This window comes from Bryocella elongata (genome assembly GCF_900108185.1).
GTDB classification, from domain to species: Bacteria; Acidobacteriota; Terriglobia; order Terriglobales; family Acidobacteriaceae; genus Granulicella; species Granulicella elongata.
The window spans coordinates 423693-439794 of the sequence record NZ_FNVA01000001.1; the positions used below are offsets into that span (position 1 = coordinate 423693).

The following is a 16102-nucleotide window of genomic DNA, read 5'->3' on the forward strand; positions in this document are numbered from 1 at the left end:
ACGCACGAACTTCGCGGTACGCACCGAAGGAGGAGACAGCAAGATGCAGGCGGGCAATCACACCAGCAACGGCAAACTTCGAGGCAAACGCAATCGTAGTCATCACACCCAACCTGAGCCTGTTACGGCACGTGCCGAGGCGATCGACATTCGGGCGGGCGTCTTTCGCCAGCCTGCGATGCAGACGCCTGTGCTCGTACTGAACGCAAGCTACGAACCCATCAATATCTGCGGCGCCAGGCGGGCACTGGTGCTGGTGCTCAAGGGCGTCGCACGCACGGAGGAGCAGCAGGGCTCGATGCTGCACTCACAGCGTGCTGCCATGCAGATGCCGTCGGTCATCCGCCTGCTGGAGTACCGCCGTATTCCTCATCAGACGCGGGCCCTGTCGCGCAAGAACATTTTGCTGCGGGATCGCAACACCTGCCAGTACTGCATGAAGGTGTTCATCGCGGCGGACCTTACGCTGGATCACGTGTTGCCGCGCTGCCGCGGAGGCCTCTCGACGTGGGAGAACCTCGTGGCCTGCTGCCGCGACTGCAATCGCCGCAAGGGAAGCCAGATGCTGCACGAGTTGAAGGACATGAAGCTGACCCGCGAGCCGCGGCCGTTTACGCTGCACACCTCGCGCCACATCATGCGCATGATCGGTTCGGCGGATGCGAACTGGCGCAAGTACCTGTTCTTCGAGAACGAGTCGGCTGCGTGAGCTGGAGGCTTGTTCGGCGCATAGGCGGGACCATAGCCGTGGTGGCGCTATGTACCGCTGGGTGGGCGAAGTACGAGCTCTATGTAACCGACGGATGCGCTTGCGGGCTTGCGCAGCGCACTCCGTTTGCGATTCTGAATCCGTTTCGGGATCATGCGCCGGATCGCTTAGCTGAGAGATATCTTGAGGCACTCCGCGATGGCTCGTGTTCGCGCCTGCCTCAGGACGAGTTTGATCAAGCATCCACTCAGGCGGCGTTGTGTGAGTTGAAGTATCCCCTGGAACATTGGACGCTCAGGGCGATCGACAATCAGGCCGGAGGTGCCTACGTGAGCTACCAGGTTGCGTATGGGGATCCTCGCAGCGATGAGGGAAATCCATATGGCGTCCTGCTCATGAAGCGGGATGGGCACTGGCGCATCGCTTCGCGCGACACGTTCTACTGATGGCGCCTGGCATGGCTCAGCCTCCGAGACGATCTTTGCCGTTGAAGTATGGCCGTTGAAGTATGTTGGTGGGGCAGCGCTGGTTCTGCTATTTTGCTGCCATGCCGAAATTGGTAGTGCTTCTCCTGGCCGCGGTCGCGGCCGTGGCGTCTGTTCCCCCGCTTGCGTCTCCTGCTCTCGCGCAGGAGCAGGCTCCGATCCATCCTTCCGGGGCCGGGCGCAATCCCAACGCGCTCGTCGAATACAGCATCCTTCGTTCGAGTGTTGCCAGCCAGCCTGGGATTACGGTCAGGAACCTTGTCATCGAGCGCGAGGGCGCGAAGTTCACCTTCAGCGATGGCAACTTCTATCTCTATCCCGCGATCAACGGCCGCGTGACCGGAGGCGTCTTCCTCGGCAAGGGGCACTTCAGTCTCAAGGTGAGTGACCCTCGAGAGCAGCATTCGCTCGCATACTTCTCCAAGAGCGAAGGGCTGGAGCAGGACTTTACCTCGCTGCTGCTTCGCTTCACGGATGAGACTGCGGCAGAGATCACCAGGGCCTCGGCTGGAACGACCGGGCCTTCGACTGAGGCTCAGCAGATCGCAGGGGAGAGCGCGAAGAAGTTCCGTCAGCATCTGCATGAAAACTTCGAACAGCGTCTGCTGGAGGACATCGTTCCCGATCGCGGTGGTTCGTTCTTCCTGGCTTCGTTCCGCATGGGCGGCGCGTTCACCGGGCACAACGTGCTGTTCACCATCGATCCGGATGACTCGCCGGACCAGGTGTCTTTCGCAACCTGGGACGACTACACCTACGACGTCTGGGCGGGTTACCGCATGAGCGATCGCAGCAAGGTTGCGGTGCCTCTGCGCATCGTGGAAGAGCAGCCTGATGTAACGATCGAGCGCTCGGGAAACCTGATTGGCTCGACCGAGACGACCTTCACCGTATTCCGCGACCAGACCCGCGTGCTTCCGCTCAACCTGTACCCGACGTTGCGCGTGAGCGCGGTCTTCGACGAAACGGGTACTCCGCTCGACTTCATCCAGGAGGGTAAGGAGTTCGATCCGCAGTTTGCCGTCGTGTTGGCACAGCCTGCAAAGGCGGGGCAGAAGGTGCGCATCCTGACGAAGTATGCCGGCAAAGATGCGGTGCGACGCGATGGCGACGCGATGTATTACCTTGCGGATGGCGCGCGGGAGAGCTGGTACCCGTCTGGCCACAACAGCTTCGGCGACTTCACCAACTTCCGCATGACCTTCCACATCCCCAAGCGGCTGCAGATCGTGGCGACGGGCAAGGAAGTGAGCAGGGACAGCGACGCGAACGGCACGCGCGTGGTTTGGGCAACGGACAAGCCCATTCCGGTGGCCGGCTTTAACCTCGGCGAGTTCAAGACGGCCTCACGCAAGACTCCGACCGGCTTCGATGTGACGTCGTACGCGAACACGGCTCTGCCGGACTCTGTTGCAGGCCTGGCGAACCAGGGAGCGCTTGGGAGTCTCGATACCACGATGCTGCTCAAGGATCAGGTGGAGCAGGGGTGGGCGGCGATACAGGTCTACACGGACTACTTCGGACCGTTGCCGTTCGATCATGTGGCACTAACAGAGCAGAGCTCGTGCAGCTTTGGCCAGTCCTGGCCCATGCTGGTCTATCTTCCGATGTGCGCCTTCTGGGATTCCACGGCGCGTCACGGGCTTGGCCTGGACGCTCACGACGCAAGCTACTGGGATGAGGTAACGCCGCATGAGGTGGCACACCAGTGGTGGGGTTCGCTGATCGGCTTCGACAGTTATCGCGACCAGTGGATGAGCGAAGGCTTCGCCAACTTCTCGACCGGGGTGTATCTCAAGCAGACCGAGAAGACGATGGACAAGTACCGCACGTTCTGGAAGGAGCAGCGCCGCAACCTGCTGGAGAAGAACACGAACGGGAAGCGTCCGGTGGATGTTGGCCCCCTGACCATGGGCTATCGGGTCAACAACGAGAAGACCGGCGATTGGGTGGCTCAGGAGCTGATCTACAGCAAGGGAGCGTACGTGCTGCACATGCTGGAGATGCTCTACTGGACGCCCAAGTACGGCGAGACTCCATTCCGCGAATCGATGAAGCGATTTACGCACGACTATGCCGGCCGCGCCGCTACGACCGAGGACTTCAAGGCTTCGATGGAGAAGGGCATGCCCTCGTGGATGGACCTCGACCACAACGGCAGGATGGACTGGTTCTTCAACGAGTGGGTGTATGGCACGGAGGTACCTCGCTACGTCATCACTGGTGACTTCACCGTTGCCGATGGCGTGACCTCGATGCACATGAAGCTTACGCAGTCGGGCGTATCGAGCAGCTTCCGCATGATCGTCCCGATCTACCTGCAGATGGAGAATGGCACGGTGACCCGCATCGGCGCCGCGGTGCTGAACGGCAATGACACCTATGAACGCACGGTCTCGCTTGGCAAGATGCCTTCGCCTGCGAAGAAGCTGCTACTCAACTACAACGGAGACATCCTGAGTGAGTGACGGCGAGTCGCCGCTAGGAGACGCCTCGGCTCATCTGCCACACCCACTCCAGCTGCACCAGCAGCAGGCACGCCACGGCCACCAGACCGCGCCAGGAACCCGTGGCGCGTTCGCGGTGGGCGAAGGCCATGGCGCCGAGCACGGCGACAAGCGTGAGCACGGGATAGTGATACGTCGGGTGTGACATCGACAACCAGTAGGGCACGGCGTAGAGCAGGATCGTCGCCGTGAGGAGGATCGCTTCGGGCCTGCGCCAGAAGCCGCTTCCGGCGCGAGCCAGCCAGTACACCGCGGGCAGGATCAGCGCCAGGTAGAACATCGCTTCGGCTGCGAGAGTCAGCGGCGACAGCGGAAGGTGCATCCAGCGATGTCCCCTGGCCTGCGCTCCGGCGAAGGTGTCGAATCCCCAGAAGCAGCGGATCCGGTTCAGAGTGCGAAGAACGAACGTTCCCGGGTGCGCCATGATCTCGACTGCAGCGAGGTGTTGATACTCGGCTGAAGCCTTCTCCGGAGTCTCCCTTCCCACGGCGCGGACCTGTTCGGCGTATTCGGGAAACTGGTCGAGCTCTTCGCCATCCTTGGCGTGCGAGCCGAAGTACCAGGTCTTGTAGTCCGGCGTCCACGGGTTGTTGCCGAGGTAAAGGTTCTTGCCGTTGGCGGTGTTGATAAGCGTGTGGCCTGTTGTGGAGCGTACGTGCAGCATCCACGCACAGACCATCGCAAGCGCGAGAGCGATGCTTGCGGTTGCGGCGAGCCAGCGGCGCGACCACACCGCGCAAATCACTGGAAGGACGAAAACGAGAATCAACGCGCTGGGGCGAACGAGTGCAGCCCAGCCGAGGGATGCACCGAGCAGCAGGAACTCCAGCGATGGGCAGGGTGCGCGCCTGCGCACGATCGTCACCGCAGCCGAGCAAGCTACCAGCAGTAGCGCAGCTACCGGCAACTGCGTCAGCGGATCCACGGACAGAAGGATCGAGTCGGGAAGCAGACCGAAGACGAGCAGGACCACCCACGCGAGCGCGGTGAGATCCATCGCGCGCAGCAGGCGCCACAGGCCCCAGCTGGCGAGAATCCAGAAAGCAAGCATGGATACTCGAATCAACACGGGCGACGCGACGAAGGGGACGAGATAAAGCGGAAGCCCGGGCGGCCAGTAGGGAACGAAGCTTTGTCCGGAGGTAAGCTGTCGCGCCATGTCGGCGTACTCTCCTCCATCGTTGGAGAAGGGAGCATGGCGTAGCAGGAAAAGAAGGATCAGGCGAAGCGTGAGCAGAGCTGCAGAGGCTGCGAGGAAGCGTTGTCGATCGCGTGCCAAAGGGCCGCCGGAGGCCGGGAGCTCACTGCCTCCATCTTGATGAGTCATCTTGCGGCCAGTATAGGGTGGCCGCAGGAGGGGGTCAAAGACGGGTGCCTGCCCGAGCTACTTCGGGTCCTTGGGGTTCTTCGGTGGCGGAGGCGTTGCGCTGTCGTCCTTCTGGTTGGTGATGTCCTCGCCGTTGTAGAGGATCCTGACGTTGGTGTGGAACTGCTTGTAGTCGGTGTACTTGACGATGGAGCGCACCGTGATGTCTTCGGCCATGGCGCCGTTCTGTGGGGGAAAGTGCAAGGTGCCTTCGGCGCGGGTGTAGGTGGGGAACCAATACTTGCCGTCGATCTGCTCGTAGTAGGTGGTGAAGGGCGGGGAGAGGTCGGCGTGGCCGGGGCGAGTGTCCTGGGGGACGTTCAGGCCGTTGACCATGACGATCTCGTCGTCCTGCTGATCGACCCAGACGCGGCCCTGGAAGTAGCGCTTGCCCTTCTCGAACTTCTTGGGAGCGACGTCGAAGGCGTAGGTGTCGATCTCGTCGATCTTCTGGCGGCCGGCGTAGTGGAAGTCGTAGTCGGGCAGCTCGGGCGCGGTGAGGATGAAGGGGAGACGCTTCTCGATGTCCTTGAAGTCGTTCTCGGTCATGATGACGCGTTCGATCGTGTTGGCCGGGGCGAAGACGACGTGCTCCTGGCGGCGGCCTTCCTTGTCGAAGGTGATGTCGGTGACCTGGTGATACTCGCCGTCGGGCCGGTTGGTGTCGTCGGAGATGGTGTTGAACTTTACGTCCTGCCGAAAGGTGTACTGCAGGCGCGCCGCGGCGAATTCACTTTCGCGGTTGCCCATCTTCTGGATGATCTGGTCGACGGTCATGCCGGCCGGGGGCGTGGAGTCGAGCTTGCCGAAGCCGGTCTGGGCGTGGGCGGCGAAGGCGAGCGTGCAGGCGGCGGCGATGGGGAGGAGCTTCTTCATGGCTTCAGGGTTCTGCAGACCTGTTAAGGATAGACGGGGGCTGCGCTGAAAGGGTTCCGGTGGGGCGCCCCCCATCCCCCCGGTGAGCGCAAAATCTTCAGCGGAGGGGCTTTAGGGGTGGAGTCCGGGCCCGGCCGGTGCGGTCCTGGGCCGGATCCTGCGACTGCGGGCAAGCAGCGGTCGAAATAGGGCCTAATTCCATTGTAGAGAGTTGCGCAGGGAAGTACGCCACGGCGGCGAAAGTTCGTCTCCCGTGCAGACAGGATGCAGATTTCTCCACTGCGCGGAACGATGACGCTGTCCCGCTTCGGTCGAAAGGACACGCCTTCCGAGACGGAGATTGCCGGTATTTCGGAGGCATTCGTGCCGAGCCAGCCCGGGTCCCTTTTGGGACCCGGGGCACCCGGATTCGAGCCGCGCTACACTCATCGCGATGAAGATCGCGGCGCATTTCCTTCTTTCCTCTCTTCTCTTCGTGGCGGGTGTTCCTTCCGCCTTTGCGCAACAGAAGCGTCCGATGACGTTTGCGGACCTGATGGCGATGAAGCGTGTCTCCGATCCGCAGATCTCGCCCAGTGGGAAGTGGGTGTTGTTCTCGGTGACGGAGGTGTCGCTGGAGAAGAATTCCAAGGTGAACCACCTATGGGTGGTTCCTCTTGGAGGGGTTAGGGAACAGGGATTAGGGATTAGGGAGCAGAGCCAAGGGGCCAGGGCCCAGGGCTCAGGGTCCAGAGAACAAGGGCAAGGTGGCGGCGAACGGCAAGTGACTAGCGGCGTTGGGGAGTCGAATGGGAGATTCTCGCCGGATGGTAAGTGGGTGATGTATTCGAGCGCCGAGGGTGAGGGGCAGTTGTGGCTGGCGAAGTGGAACGAGGCTACGGGAACGCTGAGTGACGACCAGATGCTGCCGTCGATTCCGGCGGGTGCGGATGGCGCGATCTGGGCTCCGGACTCGAACCACTTTCTCTTTACCGCGCCGGTGTATCCGGAGTGCGAGTCGAAGGCGGCGGATGTGGCGAAGCGGGTGCATGAGGAAGCTCTCTGCAACCTCGAGCATGCGCAGGCGGAGAAGAAGAGCCCGGTGAAGGCGCAGATCTTCGAGAGCCTGCTGTATCGGCACTGGGACCACTACGAGGGCAAGACGCGGTCGCACATCTTTTGGGGGACGTTGCCGCGGGTGCGAGATGCAGATTCCTCCGCTTCGCTACGGAATGACAAAGTGGAGCCGAAGGACCTGACGCCGGCGAGCGTGGTGGGGGATCACGAGGCTCCGACGTACTCGGTGGGTGGGCCGCTGGGGTATGCGATCTCGCCGGATGGCAAGGAGGTGGCGTATGAGGTGAACCTCGACAAGGTGCCGGCGGAGTCGACGAACAATGACATCTTCGTGCTGAATCCCGAGGGGGATGTGCATGCGGCGAAGAAGGTGTCGACGTCGCCGGGGAGCGATGATGGGCCGCAGTACTCGCCGGATGGGAAGTGGCTGGCTTGGAGAAGCCAGGCAAGGAATGGGTATGAGAGCGACAAGTTCGATCTGGTGGTGATGGATCGGGGGACGGGAATTATTCGGAACTTGACGAAGCCTTGGACGGACTGGGTTGACGAGTTCGTCTGGGTGCCAAGATCTGACGGTCTGCTCTTCACATTCCCCTCGAGCGGGGACGAATCGATTGCCAGCGTTCCGGTAGACGCCAATGATCACAACACGGGGCATGGCTTACTGATGCATGAGGGAGAGCTTGGCTCGATCGTTGTCACCAGCAATGTTATGGTCGGCACTCAAATGACAGCGGAGAGAGCCACGGAGTTGTTCGAGTATGACTCGGCCCATTTGAATCCTGTTACAACGGCGATGAATGAATGGGGCGGGGAGTGGACGCTCACACATACCAACGACGATCTTTTTCGTCAGCTCGATCTTCCGAAGATGGAGTCCTTTTGGTTTCCGGGTGCGAATGGGACGAAGGTCGAGGGATTTCTTATTCGTCCGCCGAACTTCGATCCCGCTAAGAAGTATCCATTGAAGTTTTTGATTCATGGCGGGCCGCAGGGGGCTTGGGGGGATGCGTGGTCGTACCGGTGGAATCCGGAGTTGTTTGCGGCGGATGGGTATGTGGTGGTGATGATCAATCCGCGTGGTTCGACGGGTTACGGGCAGAAGTTTCTCGAAGAAGTTAGTGGGGATTGGGGTGGGCGGCCCTACATCGACCTGATGAAGGGGCTGGATTATGCGGAAGCGAAATACCCGTTTATTGATAAGTCGCGTGAGTGTGCGCTGGGGGCGAGTTATGGCGGATTCATGGCGAACTGGGTGCTCACGCATACGGACCGGTTCAAGTGCATCGTGACGCATGACGGGATGTATAACCCGCAGGCGGCGTTTGGAGATACGGACGAGCTTTGGTTTAACGAGTGGGAGTTTCGGCCGTTGGCTAAAGCCAACGGCAAGGGATTAGGGGTTAGGGAACAGGGATCAGAGACCCAGGGCTCAGGGTCCAGGGCCCAGGGTTCAGAAGGCAAGAGCAAGGGCGATGGTGGGGATGCGGTGGTGGAGCAAGCAAAGCCCGCGCGGCCGTGGGACTTTTATGATCGGCCGGCTAGCGAGGATCCGTTTCGGAAGTGGTCGCCGATGCTGAATATCAGGAATGCGAAGACGCCGACGCTGGTGGTGCATGGGCAGAGGGATTATCGGCTGGATGTGAGTGAAGGTCTGCAGTTGTTTACGGCGCTGCAGCTGCAGGGAGTGCCATCGAAGATGTTGTACTTCCCGGATGAAGGGCATTGGGTGTTGAAGCCGCAGAACTCGGAGCTTTGGTACAAGACGGTGAACGCTTGGTGCGACAAGTGGACGGGGAAGGGCAGCGCTTCGCGTTAGCGCTATGCGGTAGCGGCTTCGCCGTTAGCCGCTTCGCGGTGAGCGTTCTGAGTGGAGGCTCGCCGGTTGTGGTAAGCGAGATATGTCGCGCTTTCAGCGCTTTGGTCTGCTGTGGGGCGATACCTGGGGTTCCCTGCGGTCACCCCAGGCTGGTATGTCGGCGCGCCGTTGGCGCTTGTTGCTGGGGCTGCGCGGAGTGAGCGGCCTCAACCAGCTGAGAGAGAATGGGCTATGTCATTTGGGAGATCGAGCAAGCCGAAGCCTGCGTTGCCGTATGAGGAGTTGCTGGACCTTGCGGTGAAGTCGCTGGCTTCGAAGATGAAGAGTGAGCGGGACCTTCGGAGGAAGATTGCGGAGCGCGCGGAGGATGGCGAGGCGGTCGACCGTGTGATGGCGAAGCTGAAGGAGCTTGGCTATCTGAGCGATGAGCGGTTTGCGGCGGAGTACACGCGGTCTCGGCAGGAGAATGAGAAGTTTGGGCGGCGGCGGGTGCAGCAGGGGCTGATGCAGAAGGGGATCGCTACGCCCGTGGCGAGTGCGGCGCTGGCGACGGCGTATGACGATGTGGACGAGGCGGCGTTGGCGCGGGCGTACGTGGAGCGCAAGCGGATGAAGGCTCCGAGCGGAGACCGGGAGCAGAAGCAGAAGGAGACGGCGAAGATCATGCGGCGGCTGATGGCTGCGGGGTTCAGCACGCGCGCGGTGTGGAAGGTGCTGCGGGAGTGGGGCGGCAGCGACGTGGAGGAGGTTGAGATTGTGGAGGACGAGATCGGCGGAAGCGGCGAGGCCATCTAACGGTCGTGGTGACTCAGAAGCAGAAGCAGGTTCGTCGTCGCGATGCTCCTCAGGATGACAAGGGGTTGTCGCCGGAGCGGTTGGTGGCGATCGACTGGTCGGGGCGTGTGGATGCTGCGGGGCAGCGGCGGCACATCTGGGCGGGGGTATGGACGCGGCTTGCGGACGGCAAGGTGCGTGTGGAGCTTGAGGCGGGGCGGACGCGGGACGAGGTTGCGGCGTGGCTGATTGAGCTGGCTCGCGAGACGCCGCGCATGGTGGTGAGCATCGATTGCTGCTTCAGCTTTCCGGCGTGGTTTCTGGCGGAGCATGGCTGCGCGACGGTGTTCGATTTCTGGAAGCACGTGGTGGATGGCAGCGGCGAGCGTTGGCTTTCGCGGGAGTGCGACGAGGTGGCGCGGGATGAGCGGTTCTGGGGCGCTCCGCATAAGAGGCCGGCGCAGTTTTGCGGCGAGGGCATGCCGCGAATGTTTCGTGCGACGGAGTTCGATAACAAGATCGCCCAGGGGTTAGAAGGGGGCGACGTCGTGCGTGCGGCGAAGATGCGCGGGATTACTCCTAAGTCGCCGTTCCAGATAGGTGGGGCGGGGAGTGTGGGGACGGCGTCGCTGCGTGCCATGCCGGTGTTGCTGAAGCTGCACGCGGTGGGTTTCCGGGTGTGGCCGTTCGAGGGCGCGAAGTTACAGGAACGCGATGCGAAGCCTCTGCTGGTGGAGATGTATACGCGGCTGATGACGGGTGCGGTTGCGAAGAGCAATGAGAGCGCGCGGAAGAGCTATCTTGCGGCAAAGCGCAGGAACGATGCGGTGTTTGCAGGGCTGACGCGCGCGGTGCTGAAGAAGGCCGAGGGGTCGGAGGATGCGTTCGACGCGCTGGTGAGCACGATGGAGATGGTGCGGTATGCGGAGACGTTCTCGTCGCTACGGGCGACGAAGGATCCGGTGCTGAAGCTGGAGGGGATTACGTGGCGGCCGGGGATTGGGCGGTGATGTTGGAAGTGGAAACGGGACTGATTGAGTTTTGGGTCTCGAGTTTAGGGTCGCGAGTTCAGATTCCAGATGCCAGTTCGTCAGATGCCAGTATGGGGAGATGGTTGAGCGGGGGTAGGGCGTCGATGCCTGCAGCTAGCTTGCGGAAGAGCTGGATGGCGCGGAGGCAGTCGTCGTCGAGGTCGTAGTGGATGTTTTGGGTGAGGTAGGTGCGCACGGTCTGGTCGGGCAGTCCGATGCGGGGCGCCCATTCGGCGACCAGGGTTTCGACGTTGGCTTTGCCGGCGATGCGGCTGTTGTTGGTGTCGTCGATGAGCTGCTGCGCGGTGACGCCGCTGTGGTGGCCGAGGGCTTCAGGGCGTACGGCCCAGACGGCTGCGACCCAGGGCAGGCCGGTGCGGTCGCGCCAGAGCTGGGCGAGGTCGAGCCAGAGGAGATGTGGTTGGGCGGCGTCGATGGCCTGGCGATGCTCGCGGGCGAGCAGGGCGGGATCTCCGATGAGGAGCGCGGCGTCGGCGTGTTCGAGCATGGAGAGCGGCTCCGCGGGTTGCTGCACGAAGCCTGGGCGATTGCCGTGGAAGTGGGCGAAGAGGACCTTGGCGTAGGCGAGGGAGCTGCGCGAGGCGGAGTCGGCGGCTACGGTTCGGACTTGGTGCAGGGCTTCGTCGACGCTGAAGGCGTGCGGATTTTTGACGAGGAGCAGGATGCTGCGGACCTCGCTGGTGGAGGCGATGGTGCAGCCGGGCACGATGGCGAGGTGCTCGTCGAGCTCGGCGATGGGGATGAGGCCTAGATCGGCTGCGCCGGCGTGGAGCTGCGCGGCGCATTGGGCGGGAGTGGTGTAGGCGATGTCGTAGCGGGTCCGCAGCTCTGAGGCGGTGGGCTCGTGCTCGAAGTTGTAGAGGAGGGGAGCGGGGTTCAGAAACGAGATGGCCGAGACGCGCAGGGGCACCTCCTTATTCTAGTCGGCGCCGGCGATGGTAGGATGCTTCCACTACGCAGCAGAGAGGTTCGCGTGATGAAGGAAGAGCAACAGGCGGAGGCACGCCTGGCTTGGCTGGCATTGATGTTGTCGCCGGGGATGGGGCCTACGCGATGTGCGCGGGCGGTGCAGCGGCTGGGAGCGCCGGAACGGTTGTTTGCTTGTGCGCTGACGGAGCTGGAAGGCACGGGGATGCCGGCCGAGGCTGCGCATTTTGTCTTCGATGGGCGGGCTCGGAAGGCAGCGATTGAGGAGTCGGCGCGGACGGCGGATGCCGGGGCTGCGTGGATCACGCGCGATGACGACGAATACCCTGCAGGGCTGCTGGAGATCTACGATCCTCCACCAATTTTGTGGGTGCGGGGCCGGATGGATCGGCTGAATCGGCCGGGGATTGCGGTGGTGGGGACTCGGCAGCCGAGCACGTATGGAGCGGCGATGGCTGAGTCGCTGAGCCGCGACCTGGCGGCGCGCGGGATGACGATCTTCAGCGGCATGGCGCGGGGCGTTGATACTGCGGCGCACAAGGGCGCGCTGGCCGGCGGCGGGATTACCGTAGCGGTGTGGGGGACGGGGATCGACGTGATCTATCCCAAGGAAAACAAGCGGCTGGCGGAGCAGATTGTGGAGCAGGGCGGGGCGCTGGTGAGCGAGTTTCCGCTGGGGACGTTTCCGGCGCCGCAGAACTTTCCGATCCGCAACCGGACGTTGAGTGGGATGAGTTCTGGAGTGCTGGTGGTAGAGGCGGGTGAGTATTCCGGGACGAGGATTACTGCGCGGTGTGCGCTGGATCAGGGGCGGGATGTGTATGCCGTACCGGGAAACGTGACCACCAAGAATGCCTGGGGACCGAATACGCTGATCAAGCAGGGGGCGAAGCTAACTGCAACATGGGAGGACGTTTGGGAGGATCTGCCCTCTCAGGTTCGGCTGGCGCTGGAGGACGAGATGGCGGCCCGGTACAGCGATGGGGCGGGAGGCGATGGATCGCGGAATGAATCTTTGCAAGGGGCGACGGCATCTCTATTCGACGAAAGAGGACCCGAGCGGTCGGAGTTCCGGACGGGAGCTTCCCTCGCAGGATTTGTGGAGCGGGGAGCGATGCCGCTGGGCGAGCATGAGCGGCTGGTGCTGGAGCAGCTGCGAGTGGATGAATCGCTGCAGCTGGATGAATTAATAGAGCGGCTGGAGTCGAAGGTGACGTCCGGCGAGGTGTTTACGGCGCTGTTTGAGCTGGAGCTCGCGGGCCGGGTACGGCAGATGCCGGGAAAGAATTACGTGCGGCGCCTGTAGCGCAGGGGCGTGGATTTCGGGCGATATTCACAGGGAGATCGGCGATGGCCGGCACCTGTTCGGTGGGACGGAAGTCCAACTGCCACGTGGGTCGCGGGCCCGGTATGTCGCCTGACGAAAGTGGAGTTGCTGTTTACCTGTCGCAACAGGCAGTTTGACTTCGCCTTGGCGACTCGTGATAGGTTGCATTGGAATGAGCGCGGACGGGGAAGCCCGAAGAGCGTCTGTATTAAAGGTGTGGGTCAAAAGGTTTCATTATGGGTAAGAACCTGGTGATCGTGGAGTCGCCTGCGAAGGCGAAGACGATCGGAAAATATCTCGGCAGCGACTATGTGGTGGAGGCCTCGATCGGGCACATCATGGACCTGCCCAAGAACGATATTGGTGTGGAGTTGAAGCATCGGACGTTTGAGCCGACGCTGATTGTGTCTCCGGGCAAGGAGAAGGTCGTCGATAGGCTGAAGAAGCTCGCGTCCAAGAGCGATGCGGTGTTTCTGGCACCCGATCCTGACCGCGAGGGCGAAGCCATCGCGGCCCATCTGAAGATGCAGATCGTTCCTTCGGTGAAGAAGGGAACGCCGGTTCGGCGTGTGACCTTCAACGAGATTACGAAGAAGGCCGTGAAGGAGGCTTTCAACCACACGCGTGAGGTGGATGAAAACCTGGTGGATGCGCAGCAGACACGGCGCGTGCTCGATCGGTTGGTGGGCTACCAGATTTCGCCGCTGCTGTGGGACAAGGTGAAGCGCGGACTGAGCGCGGGCCGGGTGCAGACGGTTGCGCTGCGGTTAATTGTTGAGCGTGAACGCGAGATCAACAGCTTTCCGACGACGGAGTACTGGAACATCGATGCGACGCTGACGCCGAAGGCGAATGGTGAGGAGTTTGTCGCGCGGCTGGTCGGGATCAACGGCGAGCCACTGCGCGTGGCGGACAAGGCTGCGAAGGACGACAAGGGCAAGTGGATTGCGAACGCGCTGCCGGACAAGGCGGCGGTGGATGCGGCGCTGCGCGATCTTGAGGCTGCGGCGTATCGTGTGCGGTCGGTGGAAAAGAAGGAGCGCCGCCAGAATCCGCGGGCGCCGTTTACGACCAGCCAGCTGCAGCAGCAGGCGGCGGGTCGGCTGGGGTTCAACGTACGCCGCACGATGGGCGTAGCACAGCGGCTGTATGAGGGCATCGAGTTGGGCAGCGAAGGTACGGTGGGTCTGATCACCTACATGCGTACCGATTCGACCCGCATGAGCCCGGACGCAGTGCGCGAGATCCGCGACTACGTGCAGAAGAGCTTCGGCGGGAAGTATCTGCCGGAGAAGGAAAACACCTACAAGTCGAAGAAGGATGCACAGGATGCCCACGAGGCGATTCGGCCGACGAGCATTGCGTTTACGCCGGACAGCATTCGCAGGTACCTGAGTGATGAGCAATACCGGCTGTATCGGTTGATCTGGGAGCGCGCGGTCACGAGCCAGATGACGCCTGCAGTCTTTGACCAGACGACGGTGGAGATTGAGGCCAAGGCCGGCGGCAAGACGTACGATCTGCGCACGACGGGCAGCATCCTGAAGTTCGACGGCTTCTTACGCTTCGACGAAGACAGCAAGAAGGCCAAGGCTGCGCGGGATTCGAAGACCGTTGCTGCGGAAGCGAAGAAGCAGGCGGAGCAGTCTGCCGAGGGCGATGCTCCTGCGGATGCGGCGAAGGATGCGACCAGCGAAGAGGGCTCGGCGGATCGTCGTCTGCCCGCGCTGACGGAAGGTCAACCGCTGACGAAGGTCTCGCTGGATGCGCAGCAGAAGTCGACCCAGCCGCCGCCGCGTTACAACGAAGCTTCGCTGGTGAAGGCGTTGGAAGAGCGCGGCATCGGACGGCCGTCGACGTATGCGTCGATCATCAACACGATCCAGGACCGCGACTATGTGAAGAAGATTGCGCAGAAGCTGGTGCCGACGGAGATCGGCATGGTCGTGACTGACCTGCTGGTGGAGAACTTTCCGTATATCTTCGAGATCGGCTACACGGCGCAGCTTGAGAACGAGCTGGACAACGTGGAGGACGGCAAAGAGAAGTGGACGGAGCTGCTGAAGGGCTTCTATACGCACTTCGAGAAGGAGTTGAAGGTCGCGGAGAAGGACATGCGCGACATCAAGGCCATGGAGCAGGAGACGACGGAGGTCTGCGAGAAGTGCGGATCGCCGCTGCTGCTGAAGTGGGGGAAGTTTGGCAGCTTCTATTCGTGTGTGAACTACACGAAGGAGAAGCCGATGTCGGTGAGCGCCGCGGCGGTGAAGAAGAGCGAGCGCGATGTGCTGAAGAAGATCGCCGACAAGTTTGGACATGCGACGCTGAAGGTCTCTGGCACGGACGCCAGCGGCGCCGAGCGTTCCGTGGACGTGAAGGCGAGCAAGGACCAGAAGGAACTCGGGGCTGCACTGCGTGTGGCGACCAAGGACTGGAAGAAGGTCACGGTCGAGCCCGAAAGCTGCGACTTCACGAAGGAGAACTTCGCGGCGAAGCCCGACCTGGTGACGGCGGAAGGGCAGGAGGAGCAGGAAGAGGAGTACTGCGACAACTGCGGCCGCGTGATGGTGCTGCGCAACGGCCCGTGGGGACCGTTCATGTCCTGCCCGGGTTACAGCGAAGATCCGCCGTGCAAGACGATCCGCAAGCTGACGCAGAAGGTACAGTCGAAGCCGCCGGTGCAGCTGGAAGAGCCGTGCCCGAAGTGCGGCAAGCCATTGCTGCAACGCGATGGGCAGTACGGCGAGTTCATTGCGTGCTCGGGCTACCCGAAGTGCAAGTACGTGAAGCAGGACCTGCTGGACGTGCCCTGCCCGAAGTGTGGCGGCGAGATTGCGGCGCGGAAGAATCGGCGCGGCGACATCTTCTACGGTTGCACGCGGTATCCGAAGTGCGATTACACGAGCAACCAGAAGCTGGTGAACGAGACCTGCCCGAAGTGCGAGTCGGCCTACCTGGTGGAGTATGCGAACAGCGACGGCACGTTCCTGGTGTGCCCGAACAATCGCGAGATGCTGCCAAAGCGCCGGAGCCGCAAGGGCGACGCGGTGGAGGCGAACCTTCCGCCAGAGTGCAGCTTCGAGAAGAAGATTGGCCCTCCGAAGGCGAAGGAGACACCCGTCGATCTGAAGCGGCCTGACCCGGAGAAGACGCGGCCGGTCGCTGAAGCGGTGGCATAGGTCGCTGGTCGAGATACAACGGCAC

The 16102-nt window shown here is 62.1% G+C and carries 11 protein-coding genes; 8 read left to right on the forward strand and 3 right to left on the reverse strand.

Features of this window, described 5'->3' with window-relative positions; genetic code table 11:
* The first annotated feature begins 43 nt into the window (after positions 1 to 43).
* The 3 genes from C4S68_RS01735 (at position 44) to C4S68_RS01745 (ending at position 3662) form a co-directional block, all read left to right on the forward strand.
* Positions 44 to 709 (forward strand): HNH endonuclease, encoded by a 666-nt coding sequence (locus C4S68_RS01735; protein ID WP_103931297.1) that lies wholly within the window; start codon positions 44 to 46, stop codon positions 707 to 709.
* A gap of 266 nt (positions 710 to 975) precedes the next feature.
* Positions 976 to 1155, forward strand: coding sequence for a hypothetical protein (locus C4S68_RS22850; RefSeq protein WP_146071974.1), 180 nt, complete (start codon positions 976 to 978; stop codon positions 1153 to 1155).
* Positions 1156 to 1256: 101 nt separating this feature from the next.
* The gene (locus tag C4S68_RS01745) at positions 1257 to 3662 is read left to right on the forward strand and encodes a M1 family aminopeptidase (RefSeq protein ID WP_160114953.1); all 2406 of its coding nucleotides are present in this window, start codon (positions 1257 to 1259) and stop codon (positions 3660 to 3662) included.
* 13 nt (positions 3663 to 3675) lie between these two features.
* Here C4S68_RS01745 and C4S68_RS01750 read toward each other — a convergent pair whose 3' ends face one another.
* Together C4S68_RS01750 and C4S68_RS01755 are read right to left on the reverse strand one after the other, a co-directional pair.
* Positions 3676 to 4980, reverse strand: a complete 1305-nt coding sequence (locus tag C4S68_RS01750; protein ID WP_103931300.1) for a preprotein translocase subunit SecD family protein — start codon at positions 4978 to 4980, stop codon at positions 3676 to 3678.
* Between the two features lie 105 nt (positions 4981 to 5085).
* Complete coding sequence (locus tag C4S68_RS01755) at positions 5086 to 5943, reverse strand: hypothetical protein (protein ID WP_103931301.1); 858 nt, start codon at positions 5941 to 5943, stop codon at positions 5086 to 5088.
* Positions 5944 to 6460: 517 nt separating this feature from the next.
* On the opposite strand from C4S68_RS01755, the gene C4S68_RS01760 reads away from it, so the two are divergent.
* The 3 genes from C4S68_RS01760 (at position 6461) to C4S68_RS01770 (ending at position 10602) form a co-directional block, all read left to right on the forward strand.
* Positions 6461 to 8818 (forward strand): dipeptidyl-peptidase 5, encoded by a 2358-nt coding sequence (locus C4S68_RS01760; protein ID WP_160114954.1) that lies wholly within the window; start codon positions 6461 to 6463, stop codon positions 8816 to 8818.
* Between the two features lie 231 nt (positions 8819 to 9049).
* A complete protein-coding gene (locus C4S68_RS01765) occupies positions 9050 to 9613 on the forward strand; it encodes a regulatory protein RecX (protein ID WP_103931303.1) in 564 nt (187 codons plus the stop codon).
* 8 nt (positions 9614 to 9621) lie between these two features.
* Positions 9622 to 10602: a hypothetical protein gene (locus C4S68_RS01770; protein ID WP_235011287.1), complete on the forward strand. Its 981-nt coding sequence runs from the start codon at positions 9622 to 9624 to the stop codon at positions 10600 to 10602.
* A gap of 58 nt (positions 10603 to 10660) precedes the next feature.
* On the opposite strand, the gene C4S68_RS01775 is transcribed toward C4S68_RS01770, so the two are convergent.
* Positions 10661 to 11554: a menaquinone biosynthesis protein gene (locus C4S68_RS01775; RefSeq protein ID WP_103931304.1), complete on the reverse strand. Its 894-nt coding sequence runs from the start codon at positions 11552 to 11554 to the stop codon at positions 10661 to 10663.
* Between the two features lie 66 nt (positions 11555 to 11620).
* Here C4S68_RS01775 and dprA point away from each other — a divergent pair, with 66 nt between their 5' ends.
* On the forward strand, positions 11621 to 12877 hold the full coding sequence (gene dprA, locus C4S68_RS01780; protein WP_103931305.1) for a DNA-processing protein DprA: 1257 nt from the start codon (positions 11621 to 11623) through the stop codon (positions 12875 to 12877).
* Positions 12878 to 13134: 257 nt separating this feature from the next.
* A complete protein-coding gene (gene topA / locus C4S68_RS01785) occupies positions 13135 to 16077 on the forward strand; it encodes a type I DNA topoisomerase (protein ID WP_103931306.1) in 2943 nt (980 codons plus the stop codon).
* Positions 16078 to 16102: the final 25 nt, after the last annotated feature.

Bases quoted from the DNA above. Each gene is read 5' to 3' on its own strand.
- C4S68_RS01735 (WP_103931297.1), top strand. From the start codon at position 44: ATGCAGGCGGGCAATCACACCAGCAACGGCAAACTTCGAGGCAAACGC.
- C4S68_RS01745 (WP_160114953.1), top strand. From the start codon at position 1,257: ATGCCGAAATTGGTAGTGCTTCTCCTGGCCGCGGTCGCGGCCGTGGCG.
- C4S68_RS01755 (WP_103931301.1), bottom strand. From the start codon at position 5,943: ATGAAGAAGCTCCTCCCCATCGCCGCCGCCTGCACGCTCGCCTTCGCC.
- C4S68_RS01760 (WP_160114954.1), top strand. From the start codon at position 6,461: ATGACGTTTGCGGACCTGATGGCGATGAAGCGTGTCTCCGATCCGCAG.
- C4S68_RS01765 (WP_103931303.1), top strand. From the start codon at position 9,050: ATGTCATTTGGGAGATCGAGCAAGCCGAAGCCTGCGTTGCCGTATGAG.
- dprA (WP_103931305.1), top strand. From the start codon at position 11,621: ATGAAGGAAGAGCAACAGGCGGAGGCACGCCTGGCTTGGCTGGCATTG.
- topA (WP_103931306.1), top strand. From the start codon at position 13,135: ATGGGTAAGAACCTGGTGATCGTGGAGTCGCCTGCGAAGGCGAAGACG.